This is a genomic window from Marinirhabdus gelatinilytica, from assembly GCF_003353425.1.
GTDB classification, from domain to species: domain Bacteria; phylum Bacteroidota; class Bacteroidia; order Flavobacteriales; family Flavobacteriaceae; genus Marinirhabdus; species Marinirhabdus gelatinilytica.
Genome location: NZ_QRAO01000005.1, coordinates 104,300 through 125,114 on the forward strand (window position 1 = coordinate 104,300; position 20,815 = coordinate 125,114).

General features: G+C 42.7%; 17 protein-coding genes. 9 read left to right on the forward strand and 8 right to left on the reverse strand.

The genetic code is table 11. The features are described 5' to 3' along the window. Nucleotides 1-84 precede the first annotated feature (84 nt). Nucleotides 85-684, forward strand: coding sequence for an FMN-binding negative transcriptional regulator (locus C8D94_RS13120; RefSeq protein ID WP_115124417.1), 600 nt, complete (start codon nt 85-87; stop codon nt 682-684). A 1-nt stretch (nt 685) separates the two neighbouring features. Here C8D94_RS13120 and C8D94_RS13125 read toward each other — a convergent pair whose 3' ends face one another. From C8D94_RS13125 to C8D94_RS15365, 4 genes are all read right to left on the reverse strand, one after another. Then, nucleotides 686-1,333, reverse strand: coding sequence for a hypothetical protein (locus C8D94_RS13125; protein ID WP_115124418.1), 648 nt, complete (start codon nt 1,331-1,333; stop codon nt 686-688). A gap of 110 nt (nt 1,334-1,443) precedes the next feature. Further along, a complete protein-coding gene (locus C8D94_RS13130; RefSeq protein WP_115124419.1) occupies nt 1,444-2,799 on the reverse strand; it encodes a UDP-N-acetylmuramate--L-alanine ligase in 1,356 nt (451 codons plus the stop codon). 205 nt (nt 2,800-3,004) lie between these two features. Beyond that, on the reverse strand, nt 3,005-3,955 hold the full coding sequence (locus tag C8D94_RS13135; protein WP_115124420.1) for a tetratricopeptide repeat protein: 951 nt from the start codon (nt 3,953-3,955) through the stop codon (nt 3,005-3,007). A gap of 174 nt (nt 3,956-4,129) precedes the next feature. Next, a complete protein-coding gene (locus C8D94_RS15365; protein ID WP_170134781.1) occupies nt 4,130-4,276 on the reverse strand; it encodes a hypothetical protein in 147 nt (48 codons plus the stop codon). Nucleotides 4,277-4,350: 74 nt separating this feature from the next. On the opposite strand from C8D94_RS15365, the gene C8D94_RS13140 reads away from it, so the two are divergent. Then, complete coding sequence (locus tag C8D94_RS13140) at nt 4,351-10,698, forward strand: alpha-2-macroglobulin family protein (RefSeq protein WP_115124421.1); 6,348 nt, start codon at nt 4,351-4,353, stop codon at nt 10,696-10,698. Nucleotides 10,699-10,727: 29 nt separating this feature from the next. Next, the gene (locus C8D94_RS13145; protein WP_115124422.1) at nt 10,728-11,435 is read left to right on the forward strand and encodes a DoxX family protein; all 708 of its coding nucleotides are present in this window, start codon (nt 10,728-10,730) and stop codon (nt 11,433-11,435) included. Here the strand turns inward: C8D94_RS13145 and C8D94_RS13150 are convergent. The 3 genes from C8D94_RS13150 to C8D94_RS13160 all read right to left on the reverse strand — a co-directional run bounded on the left by C8D94_RS13150 (nt 11,425) and on the right by C8D94_RS13160 (nt 13,795). Then, nucleotides 11,425-11,943: a DUF4136 domain-containing protein gene (locus C8D94_RS13150; RefSeq protein WP_115124423.1), complete on the reverse strand. Its 519-nt coding sequence runs from the start codon at nt 11,941-11,943 to the stop codon at nt 11,425-11,427. The two genes, C8D94_RS13145 and C8D94_RS13150, sit on opposite strands and share 11 nt — an antisense overlap. A gap of 87 nt (nt 11,944-12,030) precedes the next feature. Further along, on the reverse strand, nt 12,031-13,047 hold the full coding sequence (gene obgE / locus C8D94_RS13155) for a GTPase ObgE (RefSeq protein ID WP_115124424.1): 1,017 nt from the start codon (nt 13,045-13,047) through the stop codon (nt 12,031-12,033). A 103-nt stretch (nt 13,048-13,150) separates the two neighbouring features. Beyond that, a complete protein-coding gene (locus C8D94_RS13160) occupies nt 13,151-13,795 on the reverse strand; it encodes an adenylate kinase (protein ID WP_245946326.1) in 645 nt (214 codons plus the stop codon). A gap of 273 nt (nt 13,796-14,068) precedes the next feature. Here C8D94_RS13160 and C8D94_RS13165 point away from each other — a divergent pair, with 273 nt between their 5' ends. The 5 genes from C8D94_RS13165 (at nt 14,069) to C8D94_RS13185 (ending at nt 18,694) form a co-directional block, all read left to right on the forward strand. Then, nucleotides 14,069-15,226, forward strand: a complete 1,158-nt coding sequence (locus C8D94_RS13165; RefSeq protein WP_115124425.1) for a 5-(carboxyamino)imidazole ribonucleotide synthase — start codon at nt 14,069-14,071, stop codon at nt 15,224-15,226. Nucleotides 15,227-15,275: 49 nt separating this feature from the next. Next, nucleotides 15,276-15,767, forward strand: coding sequence for a 5-(carboxyamino)imidazole ribonucleotide mutase (purE, locus tag C8D94_RS13170; protein WP_115124426.1), 492 nt, complete (start codon nt 15,276-15,278; stop codon nt 15,765-15,767). 111 nt (nt 15,768-15,878) lie between these two features. Beyond that, a complete protein-coding gene (locus C8D94_RS15540; RefSeq protein WP_317047730.1) occupies nt 15,879-16,037 on the forward strand; it encodes a GIY-YIG nuclease family protein in 159 nt (52 codons plus the stop codon). Nucleotides 16,038-16,238: 201 nt separating this feature from the next. Beyond that, nucleotides 16,239-18,278, forward strand: a complete 2,040-nt coding sequence (locus tag C8D94_RS13180) for a M3 family metallopeptidase (RefSeq protein ID WP_115124427.1) — start codon at nt 16,239-16,241, stop codon at nt 18,276-18,278. A 5-nt stretch (nt 18,279-18,283) separates the two neighbouring features. Continuing rightward, a complete protein-coding gene (locus C8D94_RS13185; protein ID WP_115124428.1) occupies nt 18,284-18,694 on the forward strand; it encodes a hypothetical protein in 411 nt (136 codons plus the stop codon). A gap of 18 nt (nt 18,695-18,712) precedes the next feature. Here the strand turns inward: C8D94_RS13185 and C8D94_RS13190 are convergent, their stop codons facing one another. Further along, nucleotides 18,713-20,161 carry a M20/M25/M40 family metallo-hydrolase gene (locus tag C8D94_RS13190; RefSeq protein WP_115124429.1) on the reverse strand — a complete coding sequence of 483 codons (1,449 nt, stop codon included), beginning with the start codon at nt 20,159-20,161 and terminating at the stop codon, nt 18,713-18,715. Between the two features lie 123 nt (nt 20,162-20,284). On the opposite strand from C8D94_RS13190, the gene C8D94_RS13195 reads away from it, so the two are divergent. Beyond that, nucleotides 20,285-20,788 carry a GbsR/MarR family transcriptional regulator gene (locus tag C8D94_RS13195; RefSeq protein ID WP_115124430.1) on the forward strand — a complete coding sequence of 168 codons (504 nt, stop codon included), beginning with the start codon at nt 20,285-20,287 and terminating at the stop codon, nt 20,786-20,788. Nucleotides 20,789-20,815: the final 27 nt, after the last annotated feature.

Genomic DNA, 20,815 nt, shown 5'->3' on the forward strand with positions numbered 1-20,815 from the left:
GACGCTCCGCTGTCAGTAAAAAATCAATATTATTAATCTATATCTTTTAATTCGTACCTCGTACCTCAAAACTCGTACTTCAGAATGTACCCACCTCTACACCACCAAAGTGACGACCCACAAAAAATGATTGCTGTTATGAAACAGTATCCATTTGCCACGCTGGTTTCTGCGGAAGGGAACACCCCATACATTACCCACATCCCCGTAATTTACAATGAAGAAAGTGGGAAACTCGTCGCGCATATAGACAGGCAAAACCCGCAAGTAGCAACTTTAAAGGATGATGCAGAAGTGACCGTAGTGTTTAAAGGTCCTGATTCTTACATTTCACCCAATGTATACAGCACCCCCCAACTTCCCACGTGGAACTACATTATAGTACACCTAACAGGAAAAATAAAACTGATAGCAGATCCCGAAGCCACAAAAAAAACCATGGTGGAGATGACCGATTTCCTGGAACAACCCGACCACAAGTTTAAGTTAGAAATGGACGATCCAAGAATGGATAGGCTCATCAACTATATACAGGCTTTTGAGGTGGAGATCACACATTGGGAAGGGAAGTTCAAGTTGTCACAGGATAAAAATGCTGAGGATTTTGAACGGGCGAAAAAAGAACTCATAAAAAAACTCCCTACGAAAAATAAGGAGTTTATTAATAAGATCTATAAAAGTTGAATCAGTCACTTATATTACTTTCCAGCAAAGTCAATATATATAGTGGGTCAGGAGATGTAACAAAAGAAATTGTCTTAGCAATTAAGCCTTCTTTTTCTCTGTAAAAGCTTGAATCTTCTCCTTCAGAAATACTGCCATCATTAAATTCTAAAAAATACGTATTTGTATCAACATCACTGAAACTACCTGCTGGTGTTTGGGCGGTTGTTATGGTAGATTGATATTGGCCGAAGATCTTACCAAAATCTTGTTGTATAAGTAAATAAGGAGCTTCACTTTGGGTTGTAAACCTTTTTACTCCGGTATTATCAACCAAATACCCTAAAGAATCCCTTACAGACTTATTTCCTAATTCATCAAGGCACAATTGGCATTCATCGTTACCAACCGAAGTTGTTTCAAATATAAAGTAGGTCTCATCGTTGATTATCTCAGTACCGGTAATTGTATTTGTAATTACAATATCCTGTTCTTCATATTCTGAAGTAGTACCATTAAAACGATACACATTGTATTTCCAACTATTGCCCACCTTTAAAGCAAAATAATTTGCTTCTTCCTCAGGAGGATTGCTTACATCATCATCGTTTGAGCATGAAAAAAAAGTGATTGTAAATAGGGCAAAAAAGAAAATTGAAAACTTATTCATTACATTTTAAGGTTTTGGTTAAAAGTAGTGTTGCTGAATAAGCAGATGGAAATTTGGTTGGTGTATGTATAGAACGTATTCGTTATAATTTTAGTGTTGAAATAAAGAAATTACTTTAAAAATCCTTCCACCTCAGCAAAATCCAATCCACCATAATTACCGCTGCTCATAAGCAAGAGCGAGGTATCGTTAAAATCCTGGTTGTAGAGAAAGGTCTTAAAATCGGCTGGGTTGGTGAAAACGGTCAAATCGTCCCGCTGGAATGCTTCAGAAATCTGTTCCCTTTTTATTTCTTCCAAACCTTTTATCATCACCGCGTGGGGCGAATAAAACACAATAGCCGTATCGGCTGCATCTAATGTGCCTTGATACTCGGTCAAAAATTCTGGATTTAGACTGCTATAGGTGTGCAGTTCCAGACAGGCAATCAGTTTTCTGTCGGGATATTGGTTTTTCAAGGCTTCGGCAGTTGCCTTTACCTTACTGGGGCTATGGGCAAAATCCTTGTAGGCAATTGCGGTATCGGTTTCAGCTATTTTCTCCAAACGTTTACTGGCACCACTAAAAGTGTCAATAGCTTCATAAAAATCTTCGGCATCTACCCCCATAAGCTGGCAGATCCATCGGGCGCCTTCCAGATTGTTCAGGTTGTGTTTCCCAAACACTTCAATGGGCATAGGGCCTTCGGGGGTTTCGAGGAAGGTTGTTCCGTTTTCGACGGTATATTCGGGAGTTTTGTAAGGCACTTTTTTTATGGTTGCACCGCTTTGCTCTACTACTCGCTTTACTTCAGCATCTTCTTCATTGTAAATAATCGTTCCCCCATTAGTGATTTCAGTAAGAAAGATCTCAAATTGCTCCACATAATTTTCATAGGTAGGAAATACATTTATATGGTCCCAGGCTATACCACTCAACAGTGCAATATTGGGCTTGTACAAATGGAACTTTGGCCGCCTGTCTATTGGGGAAGATAGATATTCATCGCCTTCCAAGACAATAAAATCGTTTTCTTCAGTAAGTTTTACCATGGTATCAAACCCTTCCAACTGTGCTCCTACCATATAATCCACATCCCTATCGTGGTAGTGCATCACGTGCAGTATCATAGAAGTAATGGTAGTTTTTCCGTGGCTCCCACCAATCACTACACGGGTCTTGTCCTTGGATTGCTCGTACAGAAATTCGGGATAGCTGTAAATTTTCAGTCCCAGCTCCTTAGCTTTCAACAATTCGGGATTGTCCTCTTTGGCGTGCATTCCCAAGATAATGGCATCAATTTCTTCTGAAATTTTATCTGGAAACCAACCGTATTCTTTGGGCAACAGGCCTTTAGCAGCCAACCTGCTTTTAGAAGGATCAAAAATTTCATCATCGCTCCCGGTTACCACATATCCTTTGTTGTGGAGGGCCAATGCCAAATTGTGCATGGCCGCGCCGCCTATGGCTATAAAATGTACTCGCATGTTGCCTTGTAAAGTTTAGGTATTTAAAAGGATAAAGTTACGGGTTTCTATACTGAAATTAATAAAGTAATCATAGTTTGCGCTCATACCCTACGCGTTACCATCGCTTCGCCTGCAAAACCCCTCATATCACTGCAACGCTCATCACTACAAGCGCAGCGTCCTACCCGTCACAAACTACCGACTATTGACTACCGACTAAAAACTACAAACTAAGTATCTCCTTCTTCTCTGCCTTCGCCTCTTTAAAATCTGGGCGGCTGCTAAGGGCTTTATCAATCCACGTCAAGGCTGTGTCCTTATTTCCCAAATTTTTATAGATCTGTGCCAAGCGGTAATACGCCCAATCCTTAGGCACACCATCGCGCACGGAGTGATTTTGGATATACGCCAACAAACAATTAATCCCCAAGGCAGCATCTAGATTGTATTGTGCAGCTATCTTTCCAATCTGGTAGTTCAAACTATTGCGCTTGTGTATCCGCAACGATGTATTGGCCGTCTCCATGGCTTCTTTGGGACGATTGTTCTTTTCGTAGTGCTCGGTAAGTTTTTCATAGGTGTGTGGCGAACCTCCTATAGCTATAGCTTTTTTATAATAACGTTCGGCATCCTCGGGCTCGTCGTTGTATTCGGCTATGTAACCTTTGGCCAGATAACCATCCACGGGGGAAATTTTTAATAACTGCTCTGCGTATTTGGTCGCCTTTTTTTCACTGCCACCAAAAATTCCTGGAAGTTGCATGTAAAATTCTACCAGGGCCCATCGTGTTTCTATGTGGTTGGGATCCAACCTAGCGGCAGTCTCAAAATGATGCTTAATATCGTCTATGAGCACTACGGCCTTCAATTTGTTTTCAAGAGCCTTCATTCCCAACACGCCCCCGTTCTTAAAATGATAGGTCGCATTTTTGGGGTTGGCTTCCACTAGGGGCTCGTAGTACTCCAAAGCAGTATCCCAATCTTTGGAATAACCTGCTATATCACCCAAATATTCCTTTGTTTTCTCGTGGTTGGGGTATTGCTGTAAATGCTGCTCAAAAAGTGGTTTCGCCTTGCTGAACTGTTCCGCCTTAAAATAACCTTCGGCTTTTTCAAAAGTTGTTTGCGCAGTGAGCACAGCAGGGAACAGCAACAAAAGAAATAGGTTTCTCATACAGTAGGTTTGATAGGTTCAAAGATACGGTTTCAAAATTTCTATAAAACAAACGTATATACGCAGGTTTATAGTGTAAAGGTTTTGGTACCTTTATACAAATACGGTTCCAAAAAAAGGAGGAAGTGAGCTATAAATGGTAAGTCTTGTACTATGAGCTATAAGTATTCTATATTAATGTTGACCAGAAAGGCAGGTAATTTGTCCAACGTTGTATGTTACATCGTCAAGCACAGCGATCGTAAGCGGTACGTTCTTGAGCAGGACGGTCTTATGGACTTGCACCAACGTCTCCCTAATCCAAACCAGTGTTTGGCTCATTTTTTGTCGTACTGTACTCATTATCGTTATACCGAAACTGCTGTAACAAGTACTTTTCGGTAAAATTAGCACGTATGAAAACCATCACAACCCTTATAATCGCACTTTTTGCAATGACGCTAACCAACGCCCAAAACACCAATTACAATGTGCTCTGGAACAAGGTAGAGCAGTTTGAAATTGACGATTTGCCCAAATCGGCTCTAGAAATCGTCCAACAGATTGAAACCAAGGCAAAGACCGAAAACAACCAAGCGCAACTCATTAAAACCTTGCTCTTTAAAAGTAAATTTGCATTGGTCTTGGAAGAAAACTCGCAGCTAAAGGTGGTTAACGATTTTAGGACTGAAATCTCCAAGACCAATGCTCCAGCGAAAAACGTACTGCAGAATATGCTCGCCAAGCTGTATTGGGACTATTTTCAAGCCAACCGTTACCAATTTTACAACCGAACAAAAACTGCCAATAAAGTAGACGAAACCGATTTCCGCACTTGGGATCTCGAAACCCTCTTTGCTGAAATTTCCAAATATTACCAAGCCTCACTGAACAATAAAGAAACACTACAAAATACCACCACCGAAGCTTTTGAACCCATCCTCAACACCTACAAGGGCTCCAACAAAATACGCCCCACCCTATACGATTTCCTTGCCCATAACGCTTTGGAATTTTATAAGACTTCCGAAAACTCCATCACAAAACCCACGTATGCCTTTGAGGTGAACAATGCTTCTTATTTAGAGGGGTTTCAAAAATTTCAGCAGCTTGAAATTGCTTCAAAAGATACTATTTCACTGGAGTTGAAAGCACTTCGGTTATATCAAGATTTAATTGAGTTCCATTCAGCAAAAAACAACACAGTACCCCTTGCAGCAGTAGATGTGGAACGCCTTTCTTTTGTAAAATCGAATGGGACTATCCCCGAAAAGGAAGCGGTATACCTTTCAGCATTACAGCATGGAAAACAAAAAGTGAGCGCTCCTTACGCTAAAGCCTTATACAACTTTGCCATTGCCGAGGGTATATATGAAAAAGGAAACTCCTACGTAGCAGGAGAAAATGAAACCGATCGCTGGGCCCATAAAGAAGCCCTAGAAATATGCGAACGGCTCATTACTACCTTCCCAGACACCTACATTGCGGTACAGGCCAAAAACTTAAAACAGACTATTACAAGCCCTTTGCTACAAGTGCAACTAGAGGCTTTTCTCCCTATACATAGTGACAGCCGTATGCTGGTAACTTATAAAAATTCGCCCAGCGTTCAGCTTTGGGTGTATGAAATTTCAGCAAAACAGAGCGAACAGTTACAACGTATTTACGACAAAGAAAAAAAGCGGGACTTTATTGAAAAACTCTCCCTGCAAAAGCAGTGGACCCAACAATTACGTGACGAGGGTGATTACCGCCAACACAGCACCGAAATCCTACTCCCCGGTTTTCCACAGGGCCATTATCTCGTGCTAGCTACACCAACCAATACCGAGAACAAACGCCTTTTTGAAGTTGCCGAAATACAATATACCAACTTGGCGCTGGTACAAACGCAGGACAAGAAGTATTCCTATTACCAAGTGGTGGACAGAAACAATGGCCAACCCATTGCCAACGCAAATTGCATTGTAAGGGACGATCGTAAAAAGTATCGAAAAAGCTACACCAGTGATACCAAGGGGTTTATTAAAGTACCAAAGTACAATCGCAATTATTATAACTTTTCGGTAACCGTGGAAAAGGGTGACGATACAGCTGTATTCTCAAACTATTACAATTACAACCGATATTACGATGATGACGAAAACCCTTATAAAAGTTACCTGTTCACGGACCGAAGCATCTATCGTCCTGGACAAACGGTGTATTTTAAGGCCATTATCGTGAAGGCCGAAAAGGAAAAAGCCGCCGTAGCCCCCAACGAATCACTTACAGCAACTCTCTACGATGCCAACGGTGATGAGCAAGGCGAATTGAAACTAAAGACCACCGAATTTGGTACCGTAGCAGGCGAATTTGTGGTTCCAACCGGAGTCTTAACAGGTCAATTCCATATTGAAATAGCATCGAATACCCCAAAAAAATATTTCCAAGATTTTTACTTCAGGGTAGAGGAATACAAGCGTCCCAAGTTTGAAACCAACTTTAAACCGGTGCCCGAAACCTATCGTGTTAATGATAGTATTACGGTAAAAGGGGAGGCAGTCTCGTTTTCGGGCAGCAACATTACCAATGCCAAGGTAACCTACAAAGTAACCCGAAAGGTACAGTACCCACGCTGGTGGTATTGGGGGCGTTCTTATAACATGGGCGAAGGGCAGGAAATCACCTTTGGAGAAACCACCACCAATAATAAGGGCGAATACGAAATTGACTTTAAAGCCCTTCCCGATGGTACAGTGGACAAGGACGGGCAGCCTATATTCCAATATGAGGTAACAGCAGATGTAACCGACATAAACGGTGAGACCCAAAGCACCAAAACCATTGTGAATGTAGGCTACCACGCCCTCACTATTGGTTTGCAAGTACCACAACGGTTGGACAAGCAAAACAAAAAGGAAAAAATTGAAATCACCACCAAAAACCTAAATGGTGAAAAAGTTTCCGCAACGGTCACCCTTAAAATATATAAACTGAAAGCCCCCGAAACCGTATTCTGCAAACGCCCGTGGAATGCACCGGATTATCAGGAGTACAGTAAAGAGCAATTTAAAAAATTGTTCCCCCACGACCCTTATAACAATGAAGACAATATCCAGAATTGGGAACGAGGCGAAGAGGTGTTCAGTACAACAATAGATTCAGAAAATGTAGACGAACTGGAACTTGGGAATTTAAAAAGATGGGCTTCGGGAGCTTATGTAGTCGTGGCAACCACCCAAGAAAAGTTTGGGCAGGAAGTGAAGGCCAAAAGCTATACAAAAGTGTTCAGCAACAAGGACAAAACCCCTGCAAATAATGCCCTTTTCGATATTTCCCTAGATAAAGAAACCTACGCGCCGGGCGACACAGCCCTTGTGACCGTAAAATCCAACGCAGCCATCACTGTGACACTCTCCGTGGAGAAACAACACCAAATCACCCAAACCTTTGTACTGGCGTTGGATAGTAACTCAAAGACTATTTCTATTCCTGTAACTGCTGAAGACATAGGTGGCTTTGTGGTGCATCGTTCACTTACCGCTTTTAATAGTTTTGAAGGGAGCGTCCATTACATTTCGGTCCCTGCTCCCAAAACCGAACTGACAATTGAAACCAACACCTTCCGTGACAAATTGGAACCAGGCGTGCCAGAAACTTGGAGCTTTACCATAAAAGGCCCCAAAGGTGAAAAAGTTTCAGCAGAATTGTTGGCGAGCATGTACGATTTGTCACTCGATCAATTTGCACCCCACGCTTGGAGTTTTAAACCGCAACCTTCGCTCAGGTACCGTCCTATTAGCAATCCTAGTGCCTCACAGAGTTTTGGAAATAGGGCTATTTATCTGGAACGAGAGTATCGCAATTACTATCATACAAACCCACAACGTTTTGATCAATTTAATTGGTTTGGGTTGGATTTTTCTGGGCAGACTTGGCGATACAATAGATACAAAAATTCCTTGCGCCAAAAAATTAAGGAAAGCTATTCATCAACAGTAAAAGACGGTTTTATACGAGGCACTATTTATGATGAAAACGGACTCCCAATCCCTGGTGTAAACGTTGTTGTAAAAGGAACACAACGAGGCACCCAAAGTGATTTTGATGGGAATTTCGAAATAAAAGCTGAAAAAGGAGAGGAATTAGTTTTCAGTTATATAGGCTACAAAGAAGAATCTCTAAAACTCAAGAAAAATAATGTTTTAGATATTCATCTGTGGGAATCTGGATCTAATCTCGACGAAGTAATTGTTACCGCACAAGGAATCCCTAGAGAGAAAAAAGCATTGGGCTATGCGGTGAGCGAAGTCTCTGCAGATGCGATTGAAGAAGAGATAGCTGCACCTTTAGATGGAGTTGCTGGTGGTCTTAAAATGGAAGATGAAGAAGAAAGTAATGTTGCACAAAAAGAACCAGATTTCAGCACCGTAAAAATCCGCAAGAACCTTCAAGAGACCGCTTTTTTCTATCCGCAGTTACGAACCGATAAGGACGGTACTATTTCCTTTAACTTTACCACCCCCGAGGCATTGACCCGTTGGAAAGTACAGCTCTTGGCGCATACCAAGGACCTCAACTCACAGGTTTCCACGTTCGAAACAGTAACTCAAAAAGAATTGATGGTAGTACCAAACGCGCCCAGATTTTTACGGGAGGGGGACGAGATTATCATCAGTGCTAAAATTTCAAATTTAAGCGACAGCAAATTAACTGGAAAGATAGTTCTGCAACTGGAAGATGCGATAACTACAGCATCCATAAATAGGTTTTTTAATAAAGGAGAGCGAATTAAAGAATTTTCGGTAGGTAAGAATGAAAATACAGAAGTTTCGTGGCGACTACAAATTCCTTCCGACTATGCTGCCGTGCAATATAAAATTATTGCCAAGACCAATAATTTCAGCGATGGCGAGCAAAACACCCTTCCAATCCTGAGCAACCGTATGTTGGTGACCGAGACCCAGCCTATGTGGGTGCGCTCCAACCAAACAAAAACGTTTACGCTGGATAAGCTGAAGAACAATACTTCAACTACATTAAAACACCACAAATTAACGCTCGAGATCACGTCCAACCCAGCGTGGTATGCGGTGCAGGCACTCCCCTATTTAATGGAGTTTCCATACGAGTGCAACGAGCAGACCTTTGCGCGCTATTATGCCAACACACTGGCAACACACATTGCCAACAGCAATCCGCGCATCAAGGCGGTGTTCGACCAATGGTCTAATAGTGATGCATTATTGAGCAATCTGGAAAAGAACGAGGAGTTGAAATCGTTATTGGTTCAAGAAACCCCATGGTTACGGGATGCCCAGAGCGAAGCCGAACAAAAAAAGCGTATCGCCCTACTCTTTGACCTCAACTTGATGCAGCGCAAGCAACAAGAAGCCGTGATGAAACTGCAGCAAAACCAATTGGGTTCCGGGGCTTGGCCGTGGTTCAATGGCGGGTATGCCAACAGATACATTACACAACATATCGCAACTGGGTTTGGACATTTGAAAGCACTTGAAATCGACCCTTCGACTTCGCTCAGGGTGACCCACGAAAAAATGATTGAAAAAGCCGTTAGTTACCTGGATACGGAATTTGTAAAGGAGTACAGGCGTTTGTCACAATACACCCAAAAACCAGATTATAGCAAGGATCACTTAAGCCGAATGCAGACACATTATTTGTATATGCGCAGCTTTTTTCCTGAGCTTCAAAAAAGTAAAGAGGTAGAAAAAATAAGCGACTATTACTTAGGGCAAATGGAAACCTATTGGAACACCCGAGACCTATATAGCAAAGGGATGATCGCCCTGGTATTACACCGAAACGGAAAGACTGCCACTGCTTCAAAAATCACCAAATCGTTGAAGGAAACCAGTATTACCAGCGAAGAATTGGGGATGTACTGGAAGAGCAACACTCCATCATGGTATTGGTACCAAGCTCCTATCGAGACCCAGGCATTGATGGTCGAAGTGTTTTCTGAAATTGAAAAAGACACCGAAACCATAGACCATTTGAAAGTTTGGCTGCTAAAAAACAAACAGACCAACCAGTGGCGCACCACCAAAGCGACAACCGAGGCAGTATATGCGTTACTGCTCCAAGGTACCGATTGGTTGAGCGTGACAGAAGCGGTACAAGTAACCGTGGGCAATCAAGTTATAGACCCTTCCACCATGGACAATATAAAAGTGGAGGCAGGAACCGGTTATTTTAAAACCAGCTGGAATACTACTCAAATAGAAGAAGAAATGGCTACCGTCACTATGCAGAAAAAAGGGGAAGGCATTGCTTGGGGTGGAATGTACTGGCAATATTTTGAGGATCTCGATAAGATCACCCACGCCGAAACCCCGTTGCAACTTCAGAAAAAATTGTTCTTAAAGAAAAATACCGCTACGGGTGAAGAACTTTCAGCAATTACCGAAAGTACTGCGCTACAAGTAGGCGATTTGGTCCGGGTGCGTATAGAATTGCGAACCGACCGCGAAATGGATTTTGTACACATGAAGGATATGCGAGCCGCGGGACTTGAGCCCATAGACGTTCTCTCCACCTATAAATGGCAGGACGGGCTGGGCTATTACCAAGCTACCAAGGATGCCAGTACCAATTTCTTTTTCGATACCCTCCAAAAGGGTGTGTATGTGTTTGAATATGACCTACGGGTAAACAACGCAGGAGATTTCAGCAATGGTATTACCACCATACAGAGTATGTACGCACCAGAATTTACAAGCCATAGTGAAGGGATAAGAATTAGTGTAGGAAACGAATAAAATTTCAGTAATTTTAGGTTTTTTCCTAAATGAAAACATTTGAACGCTTTTACCGTAACGCCAAGGCCAATAGATGGTACTGGTTGTTTGCGCTGTTTTGCCGCGTATCTTTGTCCATAGGCTTTATCGCTTCGGGAATGGTAAAGATTTTGGGCGAACGTTTTGCCAGTGGGCTTTCAGCAAACCACCCAATGGGGGCATATCTGGAAGCATTGCACCATACGGGTTATTATTACACCTTTATTGGCGTTGCCCAGGTAATCGCAGCTATTCTTTTGCTCATACCTCGCACAGTGGCGTTGGGTGCACTTTTATATTTCCCTATTATCGTAAATATAACGGTGCTTTCGTTTGCGGTTCGGTTTGATGGCTCTTTTGTTTCGGCACCGTTAATGGTACTGGCGTGTTTGTACTTGCTGTTCTGGAATTATGATTCGCTGAAATACATACTACCGTTCAAAAAGCATGAAAACAAAACCATTGCCCTGAAACCTGCAAGGTATAGCTTGAGATTTCCATTTGGTTTTGCAGCTGCGGTTATTGCAATGATAGCCGTAGTAATTTTGTTTTTCGCCTATGGTCACGATGTAATGCCCCGAAATGATTTTAAAAACTGCATGGCTCAATTTCAACAAACCGAGTACGAAATGATTGGGAAAGAATTCTGTGAGTGCGTACACAAAAAAGGGGAGCCACTAGACATCTGTTTGGGGGTTTTTGAGACTGCTATTCCTTAGGTGGATATTTCTTCAAAATTTTTTCTATCACTGCTAGATAGTGGGCTTCTTTTTGGGCCGGGGAAGCTTTTTCTTTATAGTCGGCATCGGCTACGGCTTGCCAAACCAGATCGTCCTTTAGTACGTCTATAAAATCCATGGTAAACTGTTGGTTCACCACGCGCCCACCAATAGGAATGCCACCACTTACGCCTACGCCCACGTTGCCGCCGCCCCCGCCAACACCAATCCCTATTGTATTACGGGAATTGGAAACACTTTCCTTCGCATAAAAATTGATGTACAGTTGTGGCGTTTCAGATTTTATGAAACCACGTTGTTGCATCAGGCTATCGGTAAGTTGCATAACACGTTTGTCGTCCAGATCGTTAAGACCCGATGCTATAGTGGGGTAAAAGTTATAGGTATTGTATTGGGAGAAATTGGTGGTTTCGTCATAATCTACCCCAACGGTCGCCCCGCAGGATAGAAGGAGTAAACTTCCTAAAAGTACAGACAGTAATTTCATAGCTTGGTTTTTCACTAAAATAGTCAAAAATTAAGCCGAAAGGTTGCGTATTTGTTATTGTTTAACAAAATTTGGCAATGTGTAGCACTACTCCTGTACGGATGTTTCATTCATCATCTCCCACAGTTTATCCTTCAGTTCCATTAACCCCTGTTGGGCAACGGCGGAGATAAATAGGTAAGGCACTTTGGTAAATTGTGGGTCCAGTTGGGCCTTCATCTCGTTCTTTAGTTCTTCATCCAGCATATCACTCTTGGAGATGGCTACCAGGCGCTGCTTGTCCAGCAATTCGGGGTTGTAACGTTTTAACTCATCCAGCAATATATCATACTGTTTTTTTATGTCGTCCGCATCAGCAGGGATTAGGAACAGCAACGTAGAGTTGCGTTCAATATGACGAAGGAAGTAGTGGCCAAGGCCTTTCCCTTCGGCGGCACCCTCGATAATCCCAGGAATATCGGCCATTACAAAGGTGCGATGGTCTCGGTACTCTACAATTCCTAAATTGGGCTTTAGGGTGGTAAACTCATAGTTGGCAATCTTGGGTTTGGCAGCGGTCACTACTGAAAGCAAAGTAGATTTGCCCGCATTGGGGAAGCCTACGAGGCCTACATCGGCCAGCACTTTCATCTCCAAGGTAAAATTACCTTCTTCACCTGGCATCCCGGGTTGGGCATAACGTGGTGTCTGGTTGGTAGACGATTTAAAATGATCGTTCCCCAACCCTCCTTTTCCACCTTTGGCCAAGATTAGTTCTTCGCCATGCTCCATGAGTTCTTTTAGGGTTTCGTTGGTGTCGGTATTTTTCACTACCGTTCCCAAAGGCACTTCTACATACACATCCTCACCATCGGCCCCAGTGCTGGTCTGTTTGCCTCCCGCACCACCATGACCTGCCGTAAAATGTCTTTTAAACTTTAAGTGGTGGAGGGTCCACATATTTTCGTTGGCCTTTAAGATCACATGTCCACCACGCCCACCATCACCTCCGTCGGGACCGCCTTTTGGGATATACTTTTCACGGCGCAAATGCGCACTCCCTTGCCCACCCTTTCCGGATTTCACATGGATTTTAACGTAGTCTGTAAAGTTGCCTTCGGTCATTTTAAAAAAATTGAGGAGGTTGGTAGTTTATTGTGTATTGTTTTCGATTTCTAATATAAGTAATCGAATTAGAAAACACCTCCTACCCCCCCTCAAGGGGGATTTATAGTTTATTGATTACGTCGCTCAAACGCTCGGTAATTTCTTCTATGCTACCCACACCGTCAACGCCATAGTATTTGTCTTGGGCTTGGTAGTACTCTTTTAGGATATCGGTTTTACGGTAGTACTCGGCAATGCGCTCGCGAATCACTTCCTCGTTGGCATCGTCTGCCCTACCGCTGGATTTTCCACGCTCGAGTAGGCGCTGTACCAAAATTTCATCATCTACTTCCAAAGCTACCATTGCATCTACTTGGGTATCCTTTTTCGCCAAGAATTCGGTGAGCACTGCGGCCTGTGCCTTGGTACGTGGATAGCCGTCAAAAATAAATCCATTGGGGCTTTGTTCTAGCTGGCGGTTAACTTCGTCCTTTAGCATATCGTTGGTCACGCTATCTGGCACCAAATGTCCTTTTTCGGTATAGGTCTTGGCCAGTTTTCCCAGTTCGGTATCATTCTTCATATTGTACCGAAACATATCGCCCGTAGAGAGGTGGATGAGCTGGTACTTTTCTTTCAATACTTCGGCTTGGGTTCCTTTTCCGGCGCCGGGAGGGCCAAATAATACAATGTTTTTCATCTGCATTGCTCCGTCTTTAGTGGAGTATTTTATTAATTCAACTTTCTGTTTTGCTTTATCGTTCATCTTGAAGAAAGTTCGCATCCAGTTCCACATACAGAAACAATAAAGGGTTACATTTTTTAGAGGCACAAAGATACAAATATTCAAGCGACGAGGTACGAGATACGAATGTCGATTTTATTTAATTTCAATCCTAACACCCCCAGCCCCCCTAGAGGGGGAATTGCTTTTTACAAGCAGCGAACCCTTGGAGCTCCCTTGGGGGTGTTTTTTTAGTTTTTCCCTCGACTTAAGTTTCCACTTCAATTTCAATTTCGATTTAATTACCTTTGCGCTATGGCAAACTATTTCTCTTCCTCCTTTACCCTTGGCATCCTAGGCGGTGGCCAGTTGGGCAAGATGATGGGCTACGAAACCCGTAAATACGATATCAAGACCCACGTACTGGATCCCAGTGACCAAGCGCCTTTCCGTATTGCTTGCGATTATTTTGAGCAGGGCGACCTTATGGATTTTGATACGGTGTATAACTTCGGAAAAAAAGTGGACGTGCTCACTTTTGAAATTGAGAGCGTGAATGTGGATGCACTTGAAAAGTTAGAAGAAGAGGGAAAAAAAGTATATCCCAGTGCCAAGACACTCCGAAACATACAGGACAAGGGGGTTCAGAAAAATTTTTATAAAAACAACAGCATCCCCACTGCCCCGTTTCTGGTCTTTAAAGATAAATTTCAACTCACGGAAGCTATTGTTCGCAAAGAAGTAACCTTGCCGTTTGTTTGGAAAAGCTGTACAGGCGGGTACGATGGTAAGGGTGTTTCGGTGATACGGACCGAAGAGGACATGATCCCCCTACCCGAAGTTGCCTGTATTGCCGAAAAATTGATTCCGTTTAAAAACGAACTCGCTGTAATCGTGGCGCGCAATGTTTCAGGAGAAGTAAAAACGTACCCTGTTGTAGAAATGGAGTTCCACCCAGAAGCAAACCAAGTGGAATATGTAATCTGTCCCGCAAGGATTTCAGACAACGTTGCAGCAAAGGCAAGGGCTGTGGCCGAAAAAGTTTCCGAGGCATTTAAACACGTAGGTTTGTTGGCCGTAGAACTATTCCAGACCGAAGATAACGAGATTATCGTGAACGAAGTAGCTCCACGCCCCCATAACAGTGGGCATTACAGCATTGAGGCAAGTTATTGCAACCAGTTTGAGCAGCACATTCGCGCCATTTTGGACCTCCCCTTGGGCAATACCCAAAATAAAGTGGGCGGCATTATGGTAAATCTCGTAGGCGCCGAAGGCCATACGGGTGAAGTGGTGTACAAAAACATTGAAAGGATCATGGCAATGGACGGGGTAACCCCGCATATCTATGGAAAGAAACAAACCCGCCCTTTCAGAAAAATGGGCCACGTGACCATTGTTGATGAGAGTATTGACAAAGCGAGGGAAGTTGCCGAGAGGGTGAAGGGGTTGATTGAGGTTGTAAGCAAATAGAACGCAAACGGAATTCCAAAATCGTATCTTTGATTTTAAATTTTACAACATGAGCAAAGTAGCAATAATAATGGGAAGCACCAGCGATCTGCCTGTCATGCAGGACGCTATAGATATTTTGAAGGGTTTCGATATTGAAGTGGAAGTAGATATAGTTTCTGCTCACCGTACACCCGAGAAACTGTTCGATTTCAGCAAAAATGCCCACGAAAGAGGCATCAAGGTAATCGTTGCAGGTGCCGGTGGGGCCGCTCACTTACCGGGGATGGTCGCATCTTTATCACCACTCCCTGTTATTGGCGTACCCGTAAAAAGCAGCAACAGCATAGACGGCTGGGACAGTGTGCTTTCTATTTTACAAATGCCCGGAGGTGTACCCGTAGCCACGGTAGCGCTAAACGGTGCAAAAAATGCAGGTATTCTCGCAGCACAGATCATTGGGGCTGCGGACAAGTGCGTTCTGGACAAAATAATAGCCTATAAAGAAGGGCTTAAAATGAAGGTGGAAGAAGGAGCAAAATCTGTACGTAGTGGGCAGTAGGCAACGTTTAATCTTTTAACAATGTCCGGTCGAGCATTATTTGATAAATTACGATTGGTAATTTAGAAAATAGCCAACGTAGTTGTCGAGACCTTCATTGAACAAACAAATTTGAAAAGTTATTACACTTATATTATTGAATGCACTGATGGTCTCTTGTACACCGCCTTCACAAACAATATCACAAGGCGTTTTGAAGAACACCAGCTTGGAAAAACAAATCAAGCTTCACCTATAAGCGAAGACCACTTAAACTACTTTATTACCTAAACTTTAAAAATGTTGAGCAAGCTATATATTTTGGAAAGAAAATAAAGAAATGGAGCGCACAAAAAAAGAGCTCTTGCCCAAAATGATTTTGAAATGTTACAGATATTAGCTGAATGTAGAAATATGACCCACTTTAAATATCGCCCCTCGGCATTGGAGGTCTCGACTGCGCTCGACCAGATATACAAAGACTAGAAATTTATGAACCCCCTTTTAAAAAAATTCAACACAGCACCGTTTTCAGAAATAAAGAACGAGCATTTTTTGCCCGCCATTAAAAAATTGATTGTTGAAACGAAAGCTGAAATTGACCAAATCGTAACCAACACCGAAGCTCCTACGTTCACAAATACCGTGGAAGCACTAGAGAATACCGGGCAACAATTGGATCGTGCCACCAGTATATTCTTTAACCTGAACAGTGCCGAAACTTCCGAAGAAATCCAAAAGATAGCACAAGAAGTTTCTCCGTTGTTGACCGAATTTTCCAACGATCTATTGCTCAATGAAGCACTCTTCAAAAGGGTGAAAGCCGTATATGACAATCGTTCAGATTTCAGTTTGAATACGGAGCAAAATACACTCCTGGACAAGCAGTACAAAAGCTTTAGCCGCAACGGCGCCAACCTTTCGGAAGAGAAAAAGAAACAGCTCCGTAAATTGGATACAGACCTCAGCAAGCTAAAACTCACTTTTGGGGAAAACGTACTTGCCGAAACCAACGCCTACCAAATGCATCTCACCGAGGCAGAAGATCTAGCAGGATTGCCCAATGGCGCTAAAGAAGCAGCAAAACAAGCTGCAGAAGAGAAAGAACTTGAAGGCTGGTTGATAACCCTGGATTACCCAAGCTATATTCCTTTTATGAAATATGCCGAAAAGAGGGAACTTCGCAAAGAACTATCCTTGGCTTTTGGGGCGAGGGCATTTCAAACACGCCTGCCGAATGGCACGGAGAATAAATACAATAACGAAGAGAACGTGCTGAAGCTCGTTAACCTTCGTCACCAACGCGCAAAATTGCTGGGCTATGATAGCCATGCACATTTTGTGTTGGAAGAGCGCATGGCAAAAACACCACAAAAAGTACAATCGTTTTTGGAGGAGCTCCTCGAAAAAGCAAAACCCGCCGCCCAGAAAGAATTTGAAGAACTTTCAGCGTTTGCAAAAGAGTTGGATGGCGTGGATCAACTTCAAAAATGGGACAGCGCTTTTTATGCTGAAAAATTGAAGCAACAAAAATTCAATCTGGACGATGAAAAACTGAAACCCTACTTTAAACTGGAGAACGTGATCGATGGTGTGTTCATGGTAGCTGAAAAATTATTCGGTATACATTTTACAATTGATAACAGTATTGACAAATACCACCACGACGTAAAAGCCTATCGGGTGACAGATGCCGAAGGTGCCGAGGTTGCCATTTTTTATGCCGATTTCCACCCGCGACCCGGCAAGCGACAAGGGGCGTGGATGACCAGCTACAAGCCCCAGCAAAAATTTCATGGGATTAACGATAGACCGCATGTTTCCATAGTTTGCAACTTTACGAAACCTACGCCCACAACCCCATCATTATTAACATTTAACGAAGTTACCACATTGTTCCACGAATTTGGGCATGCCTTGCACGGAATGCTTGCAAACACAACGTATAAAGGCTTGAGCGGTACTAATGTATATTGGGATTTTGTGGAGTTGCCCAGCCAGATTCTGGAGAATTGGTGTTACGAGAAAGAAACGCTGGAACTGTTTGCAAAACATTATAAAACAGACGAGATTATCCCTATGGAACTGGTCGAGAAAATAAAGGAAAGCGCCACTTTTCACGAAGGGATGCAAACACTGCGGCAAATCAGTTTTGGGATGTTGGACATGGCTTGGCATGGGGAAGATCCATCTTCCATAAAAAATGTGAAGCAATTTGAAACCAAAGCTTTTGAAGGAACCCAACTTTTCCCTGAAACTCCAGAAACGTGTATGAGCACTTCATTCGGGCATATTTTCCAAGGTGGGTATTCATCGGGGTATTACAGCTACAAATGGGCCGAAGTACTGGATGCCGATGCCTTTGCCTATTTTCAAGAAGAAGGGATTTTCAATAAAGAAGTAGCTACAAAATTCAAGGAATTCGTATTGAGCCAGGGGGGCACACAGGATCCAATGGAATTGTACGTAAAATTCCGTGGCAAGAAACCAGATCCAGAAGCTTTGCTGAAACGTGCTGGACTTTTAAATTAATCGTAATGAAAAGATTTTTATACGTTAGTATTTTCTTTCTGGTCTGTATTTCCTGTAACGAAAACAAAACAGGAACCACAAAAGAGCCAATTGAAGCAGTAAAAGACGATGCAACCGAAACCTTCAAAATGCTCCAGGGAACTTGGGTGAATGTCCAGGACACCCTTAGCACCATCAGCTTTGAAGGGAGTACCTCCACAAACAGCTATAATGGCACACCCAATGGACGCACTATACATTTTACTATTGGAAATAACTGCGCTGCGGGACAGACTGTAACAATCTCAGAAAAAGATAAATATATAAACACCACTGGCGCAGCAGAAGAGTGTTACTACATTAAAACACTAACGAAAAGTACACTGGAGTTGCAACTGGTCGCTAGCGATCTTACTTTAGCATTTAAGAGACCGTAAGGTTCAAGATAGAGTCTTTTATTCTTTGATCACTTTTTTCGAAACCGAAACACCTGTTTTACTGGCAAGAGTAACAATGTAAACACCTTGGGAAAGACTGGCTACTGGCACTTCTCCTTTTGTTTCGGCAATAGGTAAAGACAATACTTTTTTTCCTAGAGTATCAAATACAGACAATAACTCAAATTCAGTTTTTGAGGCCGAAACATCGAAATGCAACTTATTTTGTTGAACTGTAACAAAAATTTCTTTTGCCGTAGCCTCATGTACCGAAAGAAGTTCATTTCCTTTAGCGGTTTCAATTAAAAACTCTGCACAAAGCTTTGTAAATTTTGTTGCGTGGGATGCCGTTCCAGTAACCGAAAAGGTATCGTTAGACGTATGGATGTTTCCGTTGTGTTGCCCAAAACTGGCCTCGAATGGAAAGGACGCCATATATCCTTCGGCCGTCCAGCTTGCGTGGTCCGAACAGCCGTAGTTACACAAGGAGGTACCGTATGTGATCTGGTGGTCTCCAGTAGCATTGTAGTGGTCCATCAAATCCATAAAAAATGTATTCAAATTGGCATTTGTAAAGTCGGAAATCAATGAAACATCAGTCGCCGAACCATTAAAAAGAGTCATATCAAACTGTCCCACGGCAATAACATTTACATTGTTCGAGGCATATTCTTCCGCTATTTCAGCAGAACCTACCAGACCTATTTCTTCGGCTGCATAGGCCATCACCTCGATGGTTCGCTTAGGAACAAAACCAATTTCAAACAATGCACGTGTTGCTTCAGTTATTGTGGCAATACCCGATGCATCATCGTCTGCGCCAGGGGCATTGTTGTTACCTTGGTTTGAGGTAGAGTCTAGGTGACCTCCCACTACAACAAACTCCTCTGGAGTTTCAGAGCCAGCTATGGTCATTATTACCGATGGCATATTTGTATTTGTATGGTTAAATAGCCTCACACTCACATCGTTCCTATTGTATTGTGCGGCCATAGATTCCCATTTAACTTTAAGGTCCTGGGCCGCTTGTATCGCTTCGGGTCTTGTATGGAACCTGGTTCCATACGCCTGCAACTCCAAGATATGGTCTTCAATATTCTGGACATTTATAACCTCTAATACCTCTGCTACGGTAGCATCCTCTGTTATGGTGAACGGCATTAGGTTTTCAGTATTTATAGCACCTTGTCTGCCCAATGCTGCTAAAGCATCAGTTTTTGAGGCCTTAAACATATACCCTGGCCCATGGACCAAGATACGGTCGTGCAATTTATGGGCTGCGGCTGGGGTCATTAAAACAGCCGCCTCGTTACCTTTGGTTGCCAAAATCTGGATTCCGTTAGGGATGTCTTTTTCTAATGCTTTTGCATCCACAACATTCATTGTTGCATAGAATGTATCGTTATTTTGTGCAAGTCCGCAGACTGAAAAAGCGATAAAGAGGAAACTTAGCAGTAAATTTTTCATAATAATTTTTTAGTGCCACAAAAGTAGTCATTACATACGTATCTAATTGAAGAAAATAACTTCACTACAGTATTTAACTTTCAAATAATTTTGAAAGTTTAAAATTTATTATATATTTGTGCTATGGAATTACAAGAAGCAAAAGAGAAGTTTATAAGTACTTGGGGCACCTTGGGCTCACTTTGGGGTATCAATAAAGCAATGGCACAAATACACGCACTTTTATTTATATCGCCCAACCCACTTTCCATGGAAGATATTATGGAAGCACTTGAAATCTCCCGCGGAAATGCCAGTATGAACCTACGTGGGCTTATGGACTGGGGCATTGTGTACAAAGTAAATGTACCCGGTGAGCGAAAGGAATTTTTCACCAGCGAGAAAGATGTTACCGAACTCTCTCGCCAAATCGCCAAGGAACGCAGCCGCAGGGAGTTACAGCCCACCATAAAAATTTTGAAAGAAGTTTCCAGTATTGAGGACGACGGTACAGCCGCCACCAAAGAATTTATAAAACAGACCAAAGCCATGCACGATCTGGCCGATACGGCAGATACTATGATGAACCGGATCGTAAGCCAGGAACAGAACTGGATTACAAAAACCCTGGTTAAGTTCTTGAAATAACCCTCTCAGCACCGCTCGCATTGCGAA